This window comes from Pseudomonas sp. WS 5532 (genome assembly GCF_012985445.1).
Classification (GTDB): domain Bacteria; phylum Pseudomonadota; class Gammaproteobacteria; order Pseudomonadales; family Pseudomonadaceae; genus Aquipseudomonas; species Aquipseudomonas edaphica.
Genome location: NZ_JAAQWK010000034.1, coordinates 30,825 through 47,222, shown reverse-complemented (window position 1 = coordinate 47,222; position 16,398 = coordinate 30,825). Strand labels below are relative to the sequence as shown.

The 16,398-nt window shown below is 49.9% G+C and carries 17 protein-coding genes; 10 read left to right on the top strand and 7 right to left on the bottom strand.

Annotated elements, in window-relative coordinates; genetic code table 11:
* Positions 1-84 precede the first annotated feature (84 nt).
* On the bottom strand, positions 85-402 hold the full coding sequence (locus HBO23_RS32130; RefSeq protein ID WP_170040852.1) for a hypothetical protein: 318 nt from the start codon (positions 400-402) through the stop codon (positions 85-87).
* Positions 389-898 carry a DotD/TraH family lipoprotein gene (locus tag HBO23_RS32125; protein ID WP_170040851.1) on the bottom strand — a complete coding sequence of 170 codons (510 nt, stop codon included), beginning with the start codon at positions 896-898 and terminating at the stop codon, positions 389-391. Before HBO23_RS32125 ends, HBO23_RS32130 begins: the two co-directional genes overlap by 14 nt.
* 549 nt (positions 899-1,447) lie before the next feature.
* Between HBO23_RS32125 and HBO23_RS32120 the strand changes: the two genes are divergently transcribed.
* Positions 1,448-2,422: a site-specific integrase gene (locus HBO23_RS32120; protein ID WP_170040850.1), complete on the top strand. Its 975-nt coding sequence runs from the start codon at positions 1,448-1,450 to the stop codon at positions 2,420-2,422.
* A 199-nt stretch (positions 2,423-2,621) separates the two neighbouring features.
* Here the strand turns inward: HBO23_RS32120 and HBO23_RS32115 are convergent, their stop codons facing one another.
* The 4 genes from HBO23_RS32115 to HBO23_RS32100 all read right to left on the bottom strand — a co-directional run bounded on the left by HBO23_RS32115 (position 2,622) and on the right by HBO23_RS32100 (position 5,485).
* The gene (locus HBO23_RS32115; protein WP_170040849.1) at positions 2,622-3,641 is read right to left on the bottom strand and encodes a hypothetical protein; all 1,020 of its coding nucleotides are present in this window, start codon (positions 3,639-3,641) and stop codon (positions 2,622-2,624) included.
* Between the two features lie 30 nt (positions 3,642-3,671).
* Complete coding sequence (locus HBO23_RS32110; RefSeq protein WP_170040848.1) at positions 3,672-4,160, bottom strand: hypothetical protein; 489 nt, start codon at positions 4,158-4,160, stop codon at positions 3,672-3,674.
* A gap of 99 nt (positions 4,161-4,259) precedes the next feature.
* On the bottom strand, positions 4,260-5,207 hold the full coding sequence (locus HBO23_RS32105) for a hypothetical protein (RefSeq protein WP_178131766.1): 948 nt from the start codon (positions 5,205-5,207) through the stop codon (positions 4,260-4,262).
* A 23-nt stretch (positions 5,208-5,230) separates the two neighbouring features.
* Positions 5,231-5,485: a hypothetical protein gene (locus HBO23_RS32100; RefSeq protein ID WP_170040847.1), complete on the bottom strand. Its 255-nt coding sequence runs from the start codon at positions 5,483-5,485 to the stop codon at positions 5,231-5,233.
* A 304-nt stretch (positions 5,486-5,789) separates the two neighbouring features.
* Between HBO23_RS32100 and HBO23_RS32095 the strand changes: the two genes are divergently transcribed.
* Both HBO23_RS32095 and HBO23_RS32090 read left to right on the top strand, forming a co-directional pair.
* On the top strand, positions 5,790-6,914 hold the full coding sequence (locus HBO23_RS32095; RefSeq protein ID WP_170040846.1) for a ParA family protein: 1,125 nt from the start codon (positions 5,790-5,792) through the stop codon (positions 6,912-6,914).
* Complete coding sequence (locus tag HBO23_RS32090) at positions 6,911-7,984, top strand: ParB/RepB/Spo0J family partition protein (protein ID WP_170040845.1); 1,074 nt, start codon at positions 6,911-6,913, stop codon at positions 7,982-7,984. Before HBO23_RS32095 ends, HBO23_RS32090 begins: the two co-directional genes overlap by 4 nt.
* 369 nt (positions 7,985-8,353) lie before the next feature.
* Here the strand turns inward: HBO23_RS32090 and HBO23_RS32085 are convergent, their stop codons facing one another.
* On the bottom strand, positions 8,354-9,679 hold the full coding sequence (locus HBO23_RS32085) for a replication initiation protein (RefSeq protein ID WP_170040844.1): 1,326 nt from the start codon (positions 9,677-9,679) through the stop codon (positions 8,354-8,356).
* Between the two features lie 1,312 nt (positions 9,680-10,991).
* Between HBO23_RS32085 and HBO23_RS32080 the strand changes: the two genes are divergently transcribed.
* The 7 genes from HBO23_RS32080 to HBO23_RS32050 all read left to right on the top strand — a co-directional run bounded on the left by HBO23_RS32080 (position 10,992) and on the right by HBO23_RS32050 (position 16,381).
* Positions 10,992-11,513, top strand: coding sequence for a hypothetical protein (locus tag HBO23_RS32080; RefSeq protein ID WP_170040843.1), 522 nt, complete (start codon positions 10,992-10,994; stop codon positions 11,511-11,513).
* Between the two features lie 116 nt (positions 11,514-11,629).
* Positions 11,630-12,280, top strand: a complete 651-nt coding sequence (locus tag HBO23_RS32075; protein WP_170040842.1) for a DotI/IcmL/TraM family protein — start codon at positions 11,630-11,632, stop codon at positions 12,278-12,280.
* Positions 12,280-13,218 carry a DotH/IcmK family type IV secretion protein gene (locus tag HBO23_RS32070; RefSeq protein ID WP_262378260.1) on the top strand — a complete coding sequence of 313 codons (939 nt, stop codon included), beginning with the start codon at positions 12,280-12,282 and terminating at the stop codon, positions 13,216-13,218. The genes HBO23_RS32075 and HBO23_RS32070 overlap by 1 nt, the downstream gene beginning before the upstream one ends.
* Positions 13,219-13,220: 2 nt before the next feature.
* A complete protein-coding gene (locus HBO23_RS32065) occupies positions 13,221-14,462 on the top strand; it encodes a DotG/IcmE/VirB10 family protein (protein ID WP_170040840.1) in 1,242 nt (413 codons plus the stop codon).
* Entirely contained in the window at positions 14,459-15,397 is a 939-nt protein-coding gene (locus tag HBO23_RS32060; protein WP_170040839.1) for a hypothetical protein, read from the top strand. The genes HBO23_RS32065 and HBO23_RS32060 overlap by 4 nt, the downstream gene beginning before the upstream one ends.
* A gap of 39 nt (positions 15,398-15,436) precedes the next feature.
* Positions 15,437-15,958 carry a hypothetical protein gene (locus HBO23_RS32055; protein WP_170040838.1) on the top strand — a complete coding sequence of 174 codons (522 nt, stop codon included), beginning with the start codon at positions 15,437-15,439 and terminating at the stop codon, positions 15,956-15,958.
* A gap of 15 nt (positions 15,959-15,973) precedes the next feature.
* Entirely contained in the window at positions 15,974-16,381 is a 408-nt protein-coding gene (locus HBO23_RS32050) for a hypothetical protein (RefSeq protein ID WP_170040837.1), read from the top strand.
* Positions 16,382-16,398: the final 17 nt, after the last annotated feature.

The window sequence follows — 16,398 nt, the reverse complement described above, 5'->3', positions numbered from 1 at the left end:
ACCACCTGTTTCGGAACAGGCGGAGAATCGGTCACGTTGCTACCGAAATGAGCGGTCACGCGTTAGCGAAATGAGCGGTCACGATCAACCGAAACGGCCGGTCACGGTGTTCCGAAATCCGCAGTCAAGCAAGTCAGCACTACCATTCAACATCATGCTTATTTCATAAGAGCGATGCGCAAGGCCGCTACGAACTCCATAGCCGAGTGCAGATTCCTTAAGTGACGCCAGCCGAATCGGCGCGATTTCACTTTCGGCGCTGGAATCGTTTGCCGCCCGACTACTGCCATCCAGCACCCCACTCAAGTCTGGGGGGGCAACTGGCTCGGCGAAAGCTGACACTGTGCCAACAGAACTGAGCAGCACCAGAGCGAGCGAAAATGAGGCTTTAAATTGCTCCATCGGTGTACCTCACTTCTACAATCCGCAGAGTCGGGTTAACCACGATGTCGGCCCTGGTACCGGCTTGAATGCCCAGATTTCGCAGGTGGTCGGAGATGCTCGCAGGCGACTCTGTAATTTGAACCACGATTGGAACAACGGGTGGCTTGCCCATGAATTTGGGTTCAAACCCTGAGAATGAAGCCAGCTTCACAACGGCCTGCTCCATCGTTCCATGCCATGGCATCGTCACGACCTGCTCCATACCCCGGATCTGTGCATAGATACGCGGTTGTGACGGCCTGTTTTTCATCTTGTCGTACTGCTCAGCCTCCGCGAGCTGAGCAAGGGATTTCTGAATGCGCTGAGCGGTTTCCTGCAGCTTTTGGTAGGCCGGATCATCGGAGTAGCTTTTCGGCGCCCCGCTGCGTTGACCGGCGCATCCAGAAAGAATGAATGCGAGCAACACAGATCCACATATCAAATTTTTCTTCATCGTTTTCGCTCGATAAGTCATGTCATTTCTTTGCGCCTAGGTAGCGTTGGTAAAGCATACGGCACGTTTCACCACTAAGCATAAACAAACGAAAGTCGGGCGAATTTACAAACAAAAGCCGCGTCTGTAAAGCAACGATGGTCATAGGTGACCTACCTTTCATCCCCTCACATCACCAGCACGGCCATAAAAGGGCAGATGTGACCTAAAAAAGTGTCTTCGGCACTCAATAGGTCACTGACGGCGTATTTTTTAAATGAACCCACATGACACCTAATCACTGTCGCCTAATCCAAAACAGGTTTTAGGTCACTCATCGCTTTTTGCCTGCCCCACCCCTGGCATGCGCGAACAGCTGCTCATTTGAGGTCCCGAAATTAGGTCACTCATCGCAGCGTTGAAAAATGCTGAAGGGAGCAGATGTGTAAATCGATGACGATCGAGGAGTTCAGTTTTCGGATAGGTCACTACGGGTATCGGAGATAGGAATGTGGCGACAATAGTCTGCATCTGATACGTTACTTGGAGACGGTTACGGTTCCGAGTAACGGGGGGAGCCAAAGAAAAGTTATGATTCCGAGTAGACTTGAGAAAACGAATGAACAGTACGTCATCAAAGCCTTGTCCGTATGCTCCCGGGCAGCCCAATCCTATGGGATCGACTCCCCACATTCGGTACCACCACTCACGGTTATCGAGCACCTCATAGCCCGTAAGCCCTCGATTGCCCGTAACACCTGGAAGCAGTACAAGAATGCCCTCCGGCATCACTTCACCCTCCTCCTGGCGGCAAGTACCGAGAAAGTCCTCCAGGAAGAGCTTCAGGCAGCCTTGACATTGCTTGATACGGTCACCTCAGAGGGGACTCTGCGATTCGGCACCCAAACGTCCTCTTTGAAACAGAAAGGCTTTAAGCGACCAGACTTTATCCGCTTGTTGGCATACCTCGATCAGAACGAGGGCAAACATCGATATGCGCGCCCTTTAAAGACTTGGCTTAAGGCAACCTATTTAGTCGGCCTTCGGCCCGGTGAATGGCATTCTGCCGGCGTCACAGAAATTCAGGGACGCCTGGTACTGATCGTTGAGAACGCAAAGGCCACTAACGGCCGCGGGAATGGTGAGCACAGATCCCTCGATCTGGGAGATTTGACCCCAGACGAGATGAGTGACATCCACGAGATGATCGCCATGCTTGAGGGCTATGCCGGCGAGATTGATTTCGACGTCCTGCAAACCAGGATTGGCGACTATATGAAGTATGCGACCAGGCACTGTTTCGGTAAGCGTGCCAAGTACCCCACTCTCTATTCAATGCGACATCAGTTCTCAGCTAACGCGAAACTTGCTGGCAATAGCAAGGCTGAAGTTGCGGCATTGATGGGACATGGCAGTGATGAGACTGCCGGAGAACATTACGCGAGAAAGGTATCTGGTGATTCTGCTGGCAAAGTTAAGCCGCTTTTGTCAGATGTCAAAAATGTTAGGGCGAAGGCAAAACAGTTTAAGCCGAAGTCTAAATTGAGCAGGGGACGCGGGGACTAATCTGTCAAATGAATTTCTGCAAACGCATAAGTAATTGGTCATTTGACACCAATTCAAAGAACATTTAGCGTCATGTTCACGTTGTGAGGACAAATATCCTTTGCAGCTAATTAGTAAAAAAGCCGCCCTATGAATTTCGCAGCTATGCTACCTAGCGCGGTACAAATTCATTTTGGAGCAGCTTTGTGTTAGCAAAAAATCATGCCTCAGATGCCGCCCTTATAACTCTTGCAAGCTCATCATCGGAAATTGTTTCAAGCTGATTAATAACGTTAGCGTACTCAGTTTTGAACCGCCCCATGAAATGACCCAGTTCTTTACCCGACAAGCCGGTGATGGCGGTTACCACCCTTCCGTTGAAGCGCTCTTTCAAAGCCTGACTCTTTGTCAACTCGTGAACACTCGCTTCGTAGGCGCCTTTGGATGCTGGAAATGACCTGAATACATCACTCAGATAAAACGACTTATCACTGCGCCACTCGAAAACCTTAAGATCTTGACGCTCCCCTAGCCATGACAGAAAGCCCATGTAAACCGGCCGTTTTCGGTCACGAACTCTAGCTATATGGTTTCGATTTTCAAGCGGATACAGTTCAGGACTGAAACGACTGCCGTTGGCCACAAAGGAATAAATTTGTTCAAGAGAATCAAAGCCAGATTCCCAGATGTTTGCATCGAAACCTAAAAAATGCAGCGCTGCCTTAAAGTCTCTGGTGATCAGGATTTCATCGAAGAGATGTGTTCCGTCCCGCATGGGTAGCCAGAGCCCATCATGACCAAACTTAAGCCCCATTTTGTGTGCCACTCTACCGACCAGGTTGCCAAGGTCATTCCAAGAAAAATACCCGGCCGAAAAATCAAATGACTCACATGGTGTGCTGATCAAGTCAGCTTGCAGGCACCCACCACCTTCAAGGGGCAGTCCTATGCTTAAAACAGGGCCGCTTTTCACCCACGGCATACTGCCTTGGTAGGTAGACGCCAATTTAGCGACGAGCTGCTCTGACGTCAGCTCCTTGAAGAGTTTGTTTTCTACCAGTAGATCCAGATCGCCGAAATCAGGCTTCATCCTGTAGGACTGGATAGGCTGCAAACGGAAAACCAAGCCAATCTCTGCTGACAGTGACGCCAGGCGCTCCAGCAGACCTTGAAGCATTAAACCTGCCACCTCCTTTGATACACGCTTGGCGCCATACGAGGCCAGTGCATTACCTCCCATGGGTGCCCTCCTTGACCTTTTGATGATATTTCATAGCTGTTCCTTCTCGGCAGTAATTATCACAGTGCTTCCATCAGAGAGCTTGAATTCAGATGGTACCCCCCAGCGGTAAGTATCAATTGAACTTGCCCCAATAGTACTCGTGCCTCCAATCGGAAGCTGACAGCCTTTGTTGATCTCTGCCATTTTTTGTACGTCCGAGGATTGTTTGTTAACCGTAACATAGGCCTTCAAGCCGCTCACAGTTCGTTCAAGAGGCAGGACCATTGCAGTTGTACCGTAACTACCATCAACGCTATACGTCGTCTGAACCGGCGTCCCTGCGAGATCACGAGTAAACCGGCATGTCGTCGAGATCTCTTGGCGATTTAGCTGTAATGGGGTTGGGGACCCCATAACCACAGTGAAGGTGGTATTTGCACCCTCGACTTTGAAATTTAGCTTGGCAGTGGTGGCTTCAGCCTGGGCAGTACCTACAAACAGTGCGCAGCTAAGGGCAATGAGCATTTTATGTTGCATGTTTACGCCTTCGTTCACGGACACGGAAATGATGCGACAGTCTCTCTGCACTCTGTTTTCACCGTGAAAACAGATGGCAGGAAATGACCCTCGTCACTATCAAGCTACGAGCTCCGCTTGGTCGTTTTGGTTACTTTGGTTACGTTCAGCCGGTGCTGGTTGAGAGGCTAAATCTTTTTCTGCTTTATCCAACTCCTTAAGGACCTCATCCAAAAGCATCCGTGTCTTGACGTTCAAGGAGACAAACCCCGGATCTTGGCGGATGGTTTTAGCGGCCTGGTACAAAGTTTCAGAATGCTTTTTCACCGCCTTTTTGATGCCTGCACCAGGCGCGTGAATAGCGGTAGCCCTCCCCTTCCCTTCCTGCTGGGCGCGCTCAAGCATTTTTTCCAGGACAGCTACTGCTTTATTGCCGTGCTTTTTGAGTAGCTTCACCGCTTCGGTAGCAGAAATCTTTTCTGCGATAACCGTGTCCCGTATAAATTTCGGACCTCCCACCAATGTCAGCAGACCTTCAACATACCCAACCCCCAAATCCAACCGGGTCGCCACGTTCTCAGGTTCCCAACCATTGCGGACCAATCGCTTGCACACTAGCCCTGTTTCGTATGGCGTTAAATTGAGCCCAGTATTACTTTGGAAGAGCTTGACCGTGAGGTCCTCGATCGAAACCCCACGCTCTTCGAGCACGACCGGCACAGTCAGGATCTCAGCACCTTCCTGTATAGCCAGTTGAACCGCTTCCGTTCGGCAGTGACCGTCGGTCACATAGAGGACCTCAACATCTCCCTCCTGAGCGACGAAGACAGCGATGGGCTTGTCCATGTAGTAGCCCTCTTCCTTCATGGAGTTGGCCAACTTCCGGATGTGTGCAGTCAAACCTGGACGCGGTACCCGCCGATTGAAACTAGGCATGAATTTCAGGCGATCCGGCGCGACCTGCCAAAGGTCGCGGCTCTTAACCCCGGACATCGCAGATTTTACTCGGCCGTGTACCAGGTCCTGATCAAAGGTATCGAGAGCAAGGTCTTGTTGGGTATCAGTCATCATTTTCACCTCTAAATTTGGGCTCATTCGAGAGAACCACTGTCGGCTTGTTGATGGTTACTGCCACGGGTAAGCCGGGCAACGGCATGCCTCAAAATTGAATCTGGGCAGGTACGGCGTCGCTTGCTATCAGCTGCTGACAAATAAGCCTTCCAGGTGCTTACAGCGATCGGCTTAACCAGTCCTTGATTCAATTCGTTCAGCGCCTGCAACTGCGTGACTCCTGCGGCATCAATGAGCGCCCGGAGGGTATCTGCTGGTGTTTTTCCTGAGGTCATTCAGGGTCTCCGTGGTGCACTTGTGCACCTATATTACACAATAATGCTCCATCATCAACAAACGAAAGTCGCTTGTGACCTATTTTCTTCACGCGAACCGTCTTAGGTCACCTGCGGCCAAATTACGCCGAATAGAACCCAGCTCGGCGCCCGTCCTCCAGCCGGCAAAGGCAGGTTAGAACAACTGATTTTGGGTAATTGATCATTTTTTTTGTAAAAACCCTATAACGTTCTACTATTTCTGTTGAATCCTTATAGGGTTAAGCCTAGTATTTCGACACCAAACATCAAAAACGGGTGCCAAATGGAAAACGCTGAATTCGGATTGGAGCAATACCCTTACACGAACTTCGACGAATTGCGGCTTGCGCCTAAATTTGCCGCAGAGTGTCTTGGGGTGAGCCAACAGACCCTGGTGCTATTAGAAAAAGAACACGATCTTCAAATTGACCGAGTCCTGCGTGGCACGGTGCCAGTTCGAGGCTACTCGCTGGATGACATTTTCCGGATAGCTGCCATTCGACGTGATAGCGGTCACATCAAAGGGTTCCCCCGGCCTATCACCATTTCTACCTATGTACAGAAAGGTGGCACGGCCAAGACAACCTCCTCTTGCAATCTCGGGATCATGTTCAGCCTTGCAGGCTTCAAAACTTTAATTATCGACAACGATCAGCAAGCAGACGTATCAAGCATGATGGGCTACGACCCAGACCTTACTGCTGAGGAACTCGTTGATTTGGGAATTCCTGGCGATCGTGCTGTCACCGGCCATATCGGCAACCTTATGCGCGTAGGGAACATGTACCAGCCGATGGAGTTGTCCGAAGTCATCCGCAAGCCCTTTGGTGAGTTTGGTCCTCATCTGATCCCTGCAGAGGACTCACTGGACGACATGGATATCGTGCTGCGCAACGCAAATGGATCAGACTTCAGGTACTCGATTTTCTTCGAGCAAGCTCGCAGCGGAAAGCTCCCCCACTGTGATTTCTCGAAGTACGACGTAATCATCATGGACAACGCGCCGTCTGGCTCAATGTTGTCACGCAATTCGATGGTTGCAGCTGACTTCCTGATTTGCCCTATTCGCATGGACAAGTTTTCTTTCCGTGCCCTCTCCCGCCTTGCTTACAAGCTCGGCGAGTTCGCCAAAGACTTTGATCGCTCACCGGAGATCATCGCAGTGCCTACGATGTATATCCGTAATCGGCCCCGAATTCAGGCCAACCTCGATCGTTTGAAAAACCTTTTCCCTGGTAAGGTCACAGAAAGCCCTCTTTACCTGTCCGAGGATTACTCCAAAAGCTTGGAGGACGGACTACCATTGGCACTTTGGCGAGCGGGCGGTGAAAACTCCCTCGGCGCTATGCGTAATGTCTTTGGCGAGGTTGTTACTCGCATCCGTGAATTGTTGGAGCCTTCCAAATGAAAGCATCTCGACCACTCGGTAGCGCACCGCCAGTTGAAACGGTTAAGACGACTCATATCCAAGGAATAAGCGTGAATGCCGCTCCGCCGGCTAAATTAGATGTTTCAATGGAAGAGGTTTTGCGGCGGCAAGGGTTGCTGGATGAACCCGTACAACCAGCAATTTTTCACGGTGAAAAGTCATCTGAAGCTGGTTTTCACGGTGAAAACGTCGGTGACGTGGCTAACGATCGTGTGCCTGTAACCAGCCAGGTCAAGGAAGGGGAGTACCTTCCAGCCAAAGAAGGCGTTGAATCTATACCGGTCACGTTTATTGATCCAAGTCCTTTCCAACCGCGAAGGATTTTTGATCAGGCCAAGCTACTCCTGCTGGCTGACTCTATTCAAGACAATGGAGGTCTCAACAATCCAATTGTTGTCCGTAGGGTCGGCGATCGCTTTGAACTCGTTGCAGGTGAAAGGCGGTGGCGATCCATTGGGGAGATTCTTCGTTGGAACTCGATTGAAGCGTATGTACGCGATCTCAGTGATGAAGACGCAGCGGTCCTGGCAGTTACCGACAACGATGCTCATGAGTCATTAACTGATTTCGAGAGGGGGTTGAGCTACAAACGCTTACTCGATGAAAAACGAGTAAAAAACCAGATGATCCTATCTCGACGTGTTGGACGAAGCATGGCCACGATCAGTCGATGCCTTGCGTATTTCAAGCTACCCAGTGAGGTGCTCAAGATGCTTGAAGAAGAGCCAGCGCTGATTGGTACGAAGTACGTTGCCGAGCTCGCCGCATTTGTCGATGCCGGGCACAAAGACCTGGTCGTAGAGGCTGCTCAGCTTGTCTTCGATACAAAGCTCTCACAGGAAGGGGCCGTCAATTGGATAAAACAATCAATCAAAAAGGGCGCGCATGCCCCACAAAAGCCGCAGATCGTGACACTCAGATCGAGAGGGCAAGCTGTAGCGGATGTAAAGATACAGGGGCAGAAGGTCGTTTTTGCGTGCCCTAAAGGCACTGATCCAGCAGATTTACTTGCTCAGATCCAGAAGCTTTTTGAAGAGCCGGCCGATTAAAGTCGAACCTGTGGGCTCAGGGGCATCAACAGATGCCCCTTTTTTTTGGCTCATTTTTTGTGTTACGAGCTGCCTTCGCTGAGTAGCAGTGTAGTTCGGGGGTATTAAATTTTCACGGTGAAAACCAATTGACCGTGTCTACTGAGGATTATATGTCCAAAAATCTATAGGGCTCGCGGTAGAAACAAACGTGGTTTTCACGGTGAAAACCTTTGACGTGATCGATCTTGAGAGCGGATATGGAAGAGTATGGAAGAGGGGAGGGGGAGAAAATTACGCGGAGCTCAGAAGTCCAAGTTTTCACGGTGAAAACTTGGAGGTCATGAGTGCGTTAGAGAGTGACCAGGTAAGGGTTAATCAACCCTAATTTCAATCGGACGCGTCTGTAGGGGGGACAGAGATGAAAAGCTGAAGGCCATCTTCATAAGGCGGTAGATACTTGTCAGCGACGAAGGTATAAAAATTATTGACTACCATTGCGCTGCCGGTGCCATCAACCAGGTACTCACTCCACTTTTTCATCAGTAAGCGATTGCTTCTGATAGTCTGCGCGAAGTTGTGATGAAGCTCATCACGATCGTTTTCACTTAGGCCGCTCAGAATTTCGTCTACTTGAGAGCGCCGGAAGATATTGAACTCTCGGCGAGCAGTCGCATCATCCTGTAGCAGATCGCCCTGCATCTGAGGTTCACGCTTTTTCTTCTCAGGTGCGACAAGCTTGTCCAGGGCAGTCTTGGCAACCTTGATGTCACCATCTCTCAACACTTTCAGGAAATAAGGCGCGAGACCTTTGACGCCATTTTTGATTTTCCCTTCAAGGTAGCGGGTCTGGACATAGTCCATGACGGCATCGATTCGGTCTTCAGAGTGAAGCGCTAACGCTTCCTTAGCCTGCGCTTCAGTCAGGCTAAAGTTAGCCTGGAGCTTGGTTAACAATTCGTGGTTGAAGCTAGAAGGGGAGTCGATCGCGAGCGCACCTTGGGTGTTTTCGTGAATGAGGAACTTTACCCCTACGACTTTTCGCTTCTCGCGATGCAGTTCAACCTCAACGTGTAGATCTGAAATTGAATTAATCTCTTTCATCGCAGGTTGAATTACAGCGCGGTTTAGAATTTTGAACTCGTCATAGCTGGCTGTCGACTCGACACCCAGTAACTCACGGAACAAGGACAACGGTAGAACAGGAGACTGCCGGATTGCTCGGTACCGGGCACAATTTTCATAAAGTGCTAGGGCATGCCCAGAGCTAAAACGACTTATGATAAGAAGGTCAATACGCGCATATAATTCGGGGTTGTACAGTTTGCTTTTGAGTTGTGGGCTGTATGCGTAACTGCAGACACCGTCTTTGATCGAAGCACCGGCAAGCGCCGTGGTAACACCCCAGTCACTCTTGCCCTTGTGATCAATGATGTCCCATTTGATGGGGGTTGTTACCATATCCTCAAGTGCATCCTTGAGGTATTTAACATTCTTGCTGTCAAAGCCTGCGAGATCCATTAGATCTCGCACAGTGATTGTATGCAGCTGAACGTTCGAATCAGGGAACTCATCGTAGGCATTATGCAGAAGTACATTCCACGCCTTTCGTTGAAGGCATGAAATGTCGTTTTTGATGTGAATGGCACCAGCGTGTTTTCGCACTGTGGGTGCAAGTACACCTTGGCTGGTCCCACTGACCTGCAGATTGCCCATGGATTCCCCCTGATTCCTCCGATGCACAGGATAGTATGACCAAAGTCAAGAATGATCAAGAAAATAGCAAAAAAAAACAAACAAACAAATCGCTTTTCCGGGCCTTACAGCCGGACCGTTTCAAACTTCTGTAACTGGTGGTCTTTTTCAACGATGACCCATGGTATTTCAGTCGTAAGTTGTTTGTCTGTTTTTTTTCTAGAGCAACACAGCACAAGCATTTAGGAGACTGCAAAGCCTTGATTTACAAGGGCTGCAGGGGTGGTCAGGTGAACGTTTATGGGGTGAGGGTGAACGTTTATGGGGCCCGGGGTGAATAGTTATGGGGAGGCAATTTTTTACAGGTGAAAGGCTATGGGGAGCATGGGTGAAAGCCTATGGGGTCAGAGGTGAAAAGCTATGGGGATCGTAAAGTGAACGTTTATGGGGGCCTTCGAAGCAGCACGGTGACTTATTTTTTGTCGATCTGCTTTCAAAGGTGAACAGATATGGGGCCGTACAGAGCTGAGATGGAGGCTTCCTAACCCTGAGATCTGTTTTTCGGACTGAAATCTTCGTTTTGAAGCCTGGTGATGTACGCAATAGCTGCCTTCTTTTCCTTAGGTGAAAGGATATGGGGCCGCAAAAAAGTCCCGTAATCCCTAGAAAACAGGACCGTTAACCCGATAGCCGGGCCAAAGGTGAAAGGATATGGGTCACATTTGACCTAGGATTCAAACAAGCCAATGCGGGTCAAAAAACGCTAACAAATTACCCAAAGGTGAAAGGTTATGGGGAAATGGTTTCAGCATAGGTTTAACCCAATGAATCCGGGGGGTTAACGAAGGAATTTCACCTGAAAGGTGAAGTTTTATGGGCAGTATCCTTTGGGCCGCACAATCGTGCCCAACCCACACCGTCAAAGTCAGGCGGTTGCTGAAAAATGGTTAGGTGTGACCTAAACAAAAGAGGGTGACCCGGTGTGTAAGGTGAACATATATGGGCAAGGTGTAGGGGAGACAAGATCGCGCTGCATGGGCCGATTGATTGAAAGGTGAACGTTTATGGGGCTCCCTAGAAGCGCTATTATTTTTACTTTCGTTGATTTATCCTTGCGGCTCATCGGAAGTAAATGCTTCCGCACCGTCTGTCCCGTGAGGTACATATGCAATCTCAACTCCCCACCTACGACGTTCCTAAAGACTCCAGTTCAGTAAGCCGCGGAGTTTTCGCGGTGGCAGCAGCTGCCCGCGTCTCTAACCGTCTCGATCTGGCAGATCTGCCAAACCCGCCGAAGAATGATGCGTTTCGTCCGCGATAGGGGAGGGCGGTAATGTCTTCTTTCGTCTACCCCGAGAACCAGGTATTCAGTTTCTGCGGGCATATCGAAGATCGACCGTCGTCAGAAGTGAAGAGCGGTTATGTGGTAGCTGACACCGCTGAATTGGCGATTGCCTCGATGCGCGATTATGGCTTTGTCGTTTCTGCTATCACCTCGCTGTCGGAGGTGAAGCAAACAGTGAGCATCTTGGAACTCATTGCTCAGCAGCATCCTGCTGTTGAGCCTTCTGAGTTTGTAGATGTTTACCCGGCACAGATCCGCCCCTACCCGGAAGAAAGCGTTTTCTGCTTCACAGGGCATGTCGTCGATAAATATGGCGCACTGAAAGCTGGTTTTATAGTGGCCAGCGATGTCGAGTTCGTAATCAATTATCTGCAGGGGCTCGGCTTCATCGTCGAATCGGCTACCTCGCTGGGCGATTTACGCCAGGTGATGGCAGACATGCTGAAAATCGCGGCAGACGATCATTCGTTCGACCATTCCTGCGTCGTTAACGTCAAAGCGGCCGCTTAATCGCGGCCGACACCATTTAGCTCATCCCCCCCCACACGACATTCGTTGACACTAAAGGTATTTTTGCGTATTTTCCGCCTGTATCGTATAACGAAAGTCAGCGGAGATATCTGGCTATGCCAGCTTCAAATCAACGTGATGAAGAGTATGTGCTCGATCTGAGCAAGCTCAGCTTCTACAAAAAATATTTCGGGAAGCTGCTAAACGCACTGCTCGTGTCATGCGTGTTGAATATTGGTTTCCTTGCCGCATTCGTGGTCACGAAAAATCAAAAGGTCGAGCGCGAATATTTTGGCATGGACTTTAAGACCGGTCGGCAGATGCCAATGGTTCCGCTGGGAAATCCATACGTATCACAGCAAAAACTCCTCGACTTCACAGTCGAGTGTGTGGGCCAAGCCAACACGTTCGATTTTGCGAATACGACAACCCAGCTGCAGCGGAATTCTCGCTGCTTTACACCAGACGGCTGGTCAACATTCATGGAGGCGCTGGACAAATCTGGGAACGTCGAGCTCGTCAAGAAGCAAAAGTTGGTTACAACCGCGGTGCCAATCGCAGCGCCGGTCATCACACGTCAAGGCAACAAGAAGGGTATCTACACTTGGGAGATTGAAGTTCCCTTTTTGGTCAGCTACCAGGGTGGCCAGTCGGGGCGTACTGTCGCGACCCAGAAAATGTTGGTGACCTTGCTTATCAGCCGGGTAAGCAATTACGAAAGTGAAGACGGTCTCGGGATTGCTCAATACATCGGGAGCGACCTGTGATGGTAAGACTCCCAAGCTGGCACGCCGGTATCGTCTGCGGATTGTCTCTGTCCATATCACTTGCATGCTCAGCTGCAGAAGTTCCAGCAGCGGCATCGCAACCCGCCGGATCTGCAACGGCCGGCAGCCCTGGTCAACCGATTCCGGAATTACCGCCGTTACCAGATATCAATCAGACGGCGTACAAGGAAGTTGTGCAAGAAGCTGCACCTTTGTCACCTGAGCAAATCAAGGGGCTTCGTAAAATTGTTGATGACGCCGAAAGAGCGGCATCGGCACAGCCGCGGTTTTTTCCGAAAATTGTAACCAACTCTGTTCAGGTTTCATTATCACCAGGCCAAACTCCACAAGTAGTTCGTTTGTACAGCGGTTTTGTAACAACTCTGCTTATTGTTGATCAGGTAGGGAATCCGCTGATCGTAAAAGACGTGACAGTAGGAAATGAAGACAAAAACTTTACCGTGACTTGGAGTAAGGAGGCCGAGACCGTTGGCTCAAATTATGTGAAGTTGTCTCCCAAAACAACTTATGCCTACGGCAACGTATCAATTAATCTCGCTGGGATAAACGTTCCGGTTTCTTTGACGCTCGTAAGTGGTCAACGAGAAGTTGATGATCGAGTAGATGTAAGGGTCCAGGGTGTAGGAAACATTGTCCAAAACACATTACCTAAAGGTGTGGAGCCAGTCGTATTGGATATGCTCGCAGGTTTTGGGCCGAAGGATTCGACCACGCTAAAAACTTCAAATCCGGATGTTAAGGCATGGGAGTACAACGATAAATTTTATGTTCGTACAAACTTCGCTTTGTTGTCTCCAGCCTACCTCTCAATGCAAAAGTCGGCCGATGGTGCTGCAGTTTATGAGATTCCGCGCACCCCAGTGTTGATTGCACTCAGCAATGGCGCTGCAGTAACCATCAATTTGAGCGGGTATTAATGATGTCGGAAAGTATTAAAGCTAGTCGCATACAAAATTTGAAGGACGCATTCAGCGATGGTCCTACCAGATTGATATACATTGGTTCGATCGTCCTGATCCTAGTTTGTGTGGGGGTTGGGTACTGGGTGTTTGTGCACAATAAAGGTAAAGCTTCGGATCCAAGTAGAGTTACTTCATTCAATGGAGTTGCAGGGGCACCCTCACCGGTAGGCCAGAACGGTTTACCTAAGGCTACTCCCCAATACGACGGTTTTGTTGCGGACGAAAATGCCGCTAATGCAAACCGGGCGCTTGAAACTGGCACAAGCGCAATACCAACGGTCAGAACCGGTGTGCAGGAATCAGTTGTTGAGCCTGAAAAAAAATCAGTTGAAGTTGCACAACCGACACCTACGCCCGAAGAGATGCGACGAGATGCAGAACGGTACGCGGCAGAACAGATTGCCGCACAAACACGTTATGACGCCGAGCGGACAAAAAATGACGAGGCAATTAAGGCTCGCAAAGATGCAATGAAGAGTCAGGTCAACTTGTTGGTTACAAGCTGGCAACCAGGTGCTGCGAAGACCTACGAAATATATGCCAGCAAAGAAGGTGTGGGTAGTGCACCTGGCGCGGGTTCACAAAACCCCGATAGTGGGCAGAATGGTCCGGCATCTCCTCCATTGGCAAAGGCCGGCGATCTGCAATGCGGCCAAGTAGATACCGCTGTCAATACCGATGAGCCCGGGCCAGTGCTGGCGACAATTTGGCAGGAAGGGAAACTGAAAAAGACCAAGCTGCTTGGTAAAGCGGAAAATGGTCAAAACGGCGGCAAACCAACACTGCATTTTACAACGGCCAACATTCCGGGTGTATCTGGTGCACAAACCGTAGACGCTTACGCGGTAGACCCTTTTACATCGAGAACTGCACTGGCTACAGCTGTTGACAATCATTATATCGAGCGCTACGGAACTTTCCTGGCTTCAGCCTTTGTTGAAGGTTATGGGAGCGCTGTTATCCAAGGTGGCCAAAATCAACAATTGGTAGCAAGCCCGAGTGGCACCGTTGTTCAAACGGATGCGCTAAACAATAAACAGATCATTTCCGCTGCATTTGGCAATGTGGGCAAGAAGGTTGGGGACAACATGGCTAACTCAATCAATAGGCCTGCAACTTACACAGTGGATTCCGGCACAGCGGTCTGTATTCTTTTTATGAACGACGTGCAAGTTAAGAATAATGGGGGTCGAGGATGAGTGAGTTAGATCAAGAGGACGTATTGGGCGCAAATGAATTTGACGATGAGCCCTCGGTCGTTACTAAGCCTAAGAAAAAAAGTCCTATTGCACTTATCGGGGGTGTGGCCGCAGTTGTAGCTATCGTAGGGCTGGGTCTTTTCAAAATTTACGGCCCCTTGATCATGGGACAGAGTGACGCGAGCGCTGGTTATATTCCCGTTGAAGGCGCATATGGTCAGACCGCACCTGCAGGTGGTGGATACGCGGACCCCTATGCTGGACAAGCGCAGCAACCAACTCCTCAGGCAACTGGGTTTGGCCAGCAGCAGAGTGTTGGTCAACCACAGGGAAATCAGTTTTCGCAACCCGGTATGTCCCAACCTGTTACGCAGCAGGTTCATGACTATCAGCAACAAGCGATCGAGTCGCCTCCAGCACCGGCTCAGGTCCAATCTGCACAGGCCTCATTACAAAATTTGTCACCAGAACCGCATCGTTCTGAGGCGCAAGCACCTCAAGATGTTGGTGTCGGACTCAGCGCACCTCAACTGCAGCAGGTATTGAGCTACGACATCCAGTTAAAGATGATCCAGGAGCAAATGCAGGTGATGAGCCTGCAGTTAAACGAGATCAACAAGAAACTTGATTCCGGAAAGGCAAATCCACCGGTTGCTAAAACAGTTCCAGCGTCGGCTCCCGCAAAACAAGTCAGTCACGCTGCAAAGCAACCCCCCAAGGCCACATCACCGTCTAAGGAGCCTGCCGCTGCAAAAGAAAGCCCGGCAAGTATTACTTTAAAAGCGGTGTTAGACGGTCGCGCTTGGTTTCTCACTAAGAGCGGCGAAAGCCTAAGTGTGTCTGAAGGCGACAATATCGCTGGTGTCGGAAAAGTCAGCAAAATCGACGTCGACCGCGGCGAAGTTTATATGTCCAATGGCCTGGTCTACCGTTAAGAGGCAAACACTGTGGGTGGAATGATAGATGCGTCAACAATGCTCTCGACTTTTGCCCAATCAATTCCCGGGTTTGAAGCGTTATTAAACTCGTTTGTGGCACTTGCCGGTGTTGTACTCACCGGCATGGCAATCTTTAAAGCCATTGAGGTCGATAAAGCAGGAGGTGCCTCCCAAGGAATGAGTTGGTCGACTCCCGTTCTGTATCTGCTCTGCGGGGCTGCGTTGTTCAACTTTGCCTCAAGTGTTGATATGGCTCTTGAGACACTGTGGGGAGGCTCGACTTCTGTTAAGAACTTAATGAGTTACAAAGGTTCGGGCGCCATGCCCGCACAGACATCTGAAATGATTGGTGTACTTGTTCTCGTGCTAAGGCTCTACGGCTACATAACTTATGCCAGAGGTTGGCTGAGTCTTCGAAAATTAGGGCACGGGCAGAACGGGAATGATGAAAATTTTAAAAAGTCGATGATTAGACTTGTAGCAGGCGTTGGACTAATCAACCTGGTAGGAACTGCGAATTTGATTTCCTCAACCTTCGGGTTTGGGGATGTACTTTAAATAGGAGATGCAATGATGGCTATTAAAATCCGGCAAGTTAAGACTAACGTAGCGAAGGGTGAGCGTAAGCTCAAAAGCTTTGTTACCTTTTTGGGCGGCGTTGTTTGCTTTGCTATCTCGCATGCAGCTTTCGCTATTAGCGCAGGGGATGCTGCAAAGAATGTTAACGGAAGCTTTGACGGTATTTCATTGGCCGTCCAAGGCTTCTTTGCACTTGCCGGCTTGTGCATGTGCGGGCTATCGATCTTCACGTTTTACAAACACAACAAGACCGACGGGCAGCAAGGTAAGCTGTCGACGGCAGCAATTCTCCTTATCGGCGGTGGGGCACTGTTTTACATTGCCAGCGTAATTACTACCTCGGGTGATACCGTCTGGGGAACTGGTGGTGGTGACAAAACTCGCGTAACTATCCAGCGTTAATAAGGCAGATCAGAGAA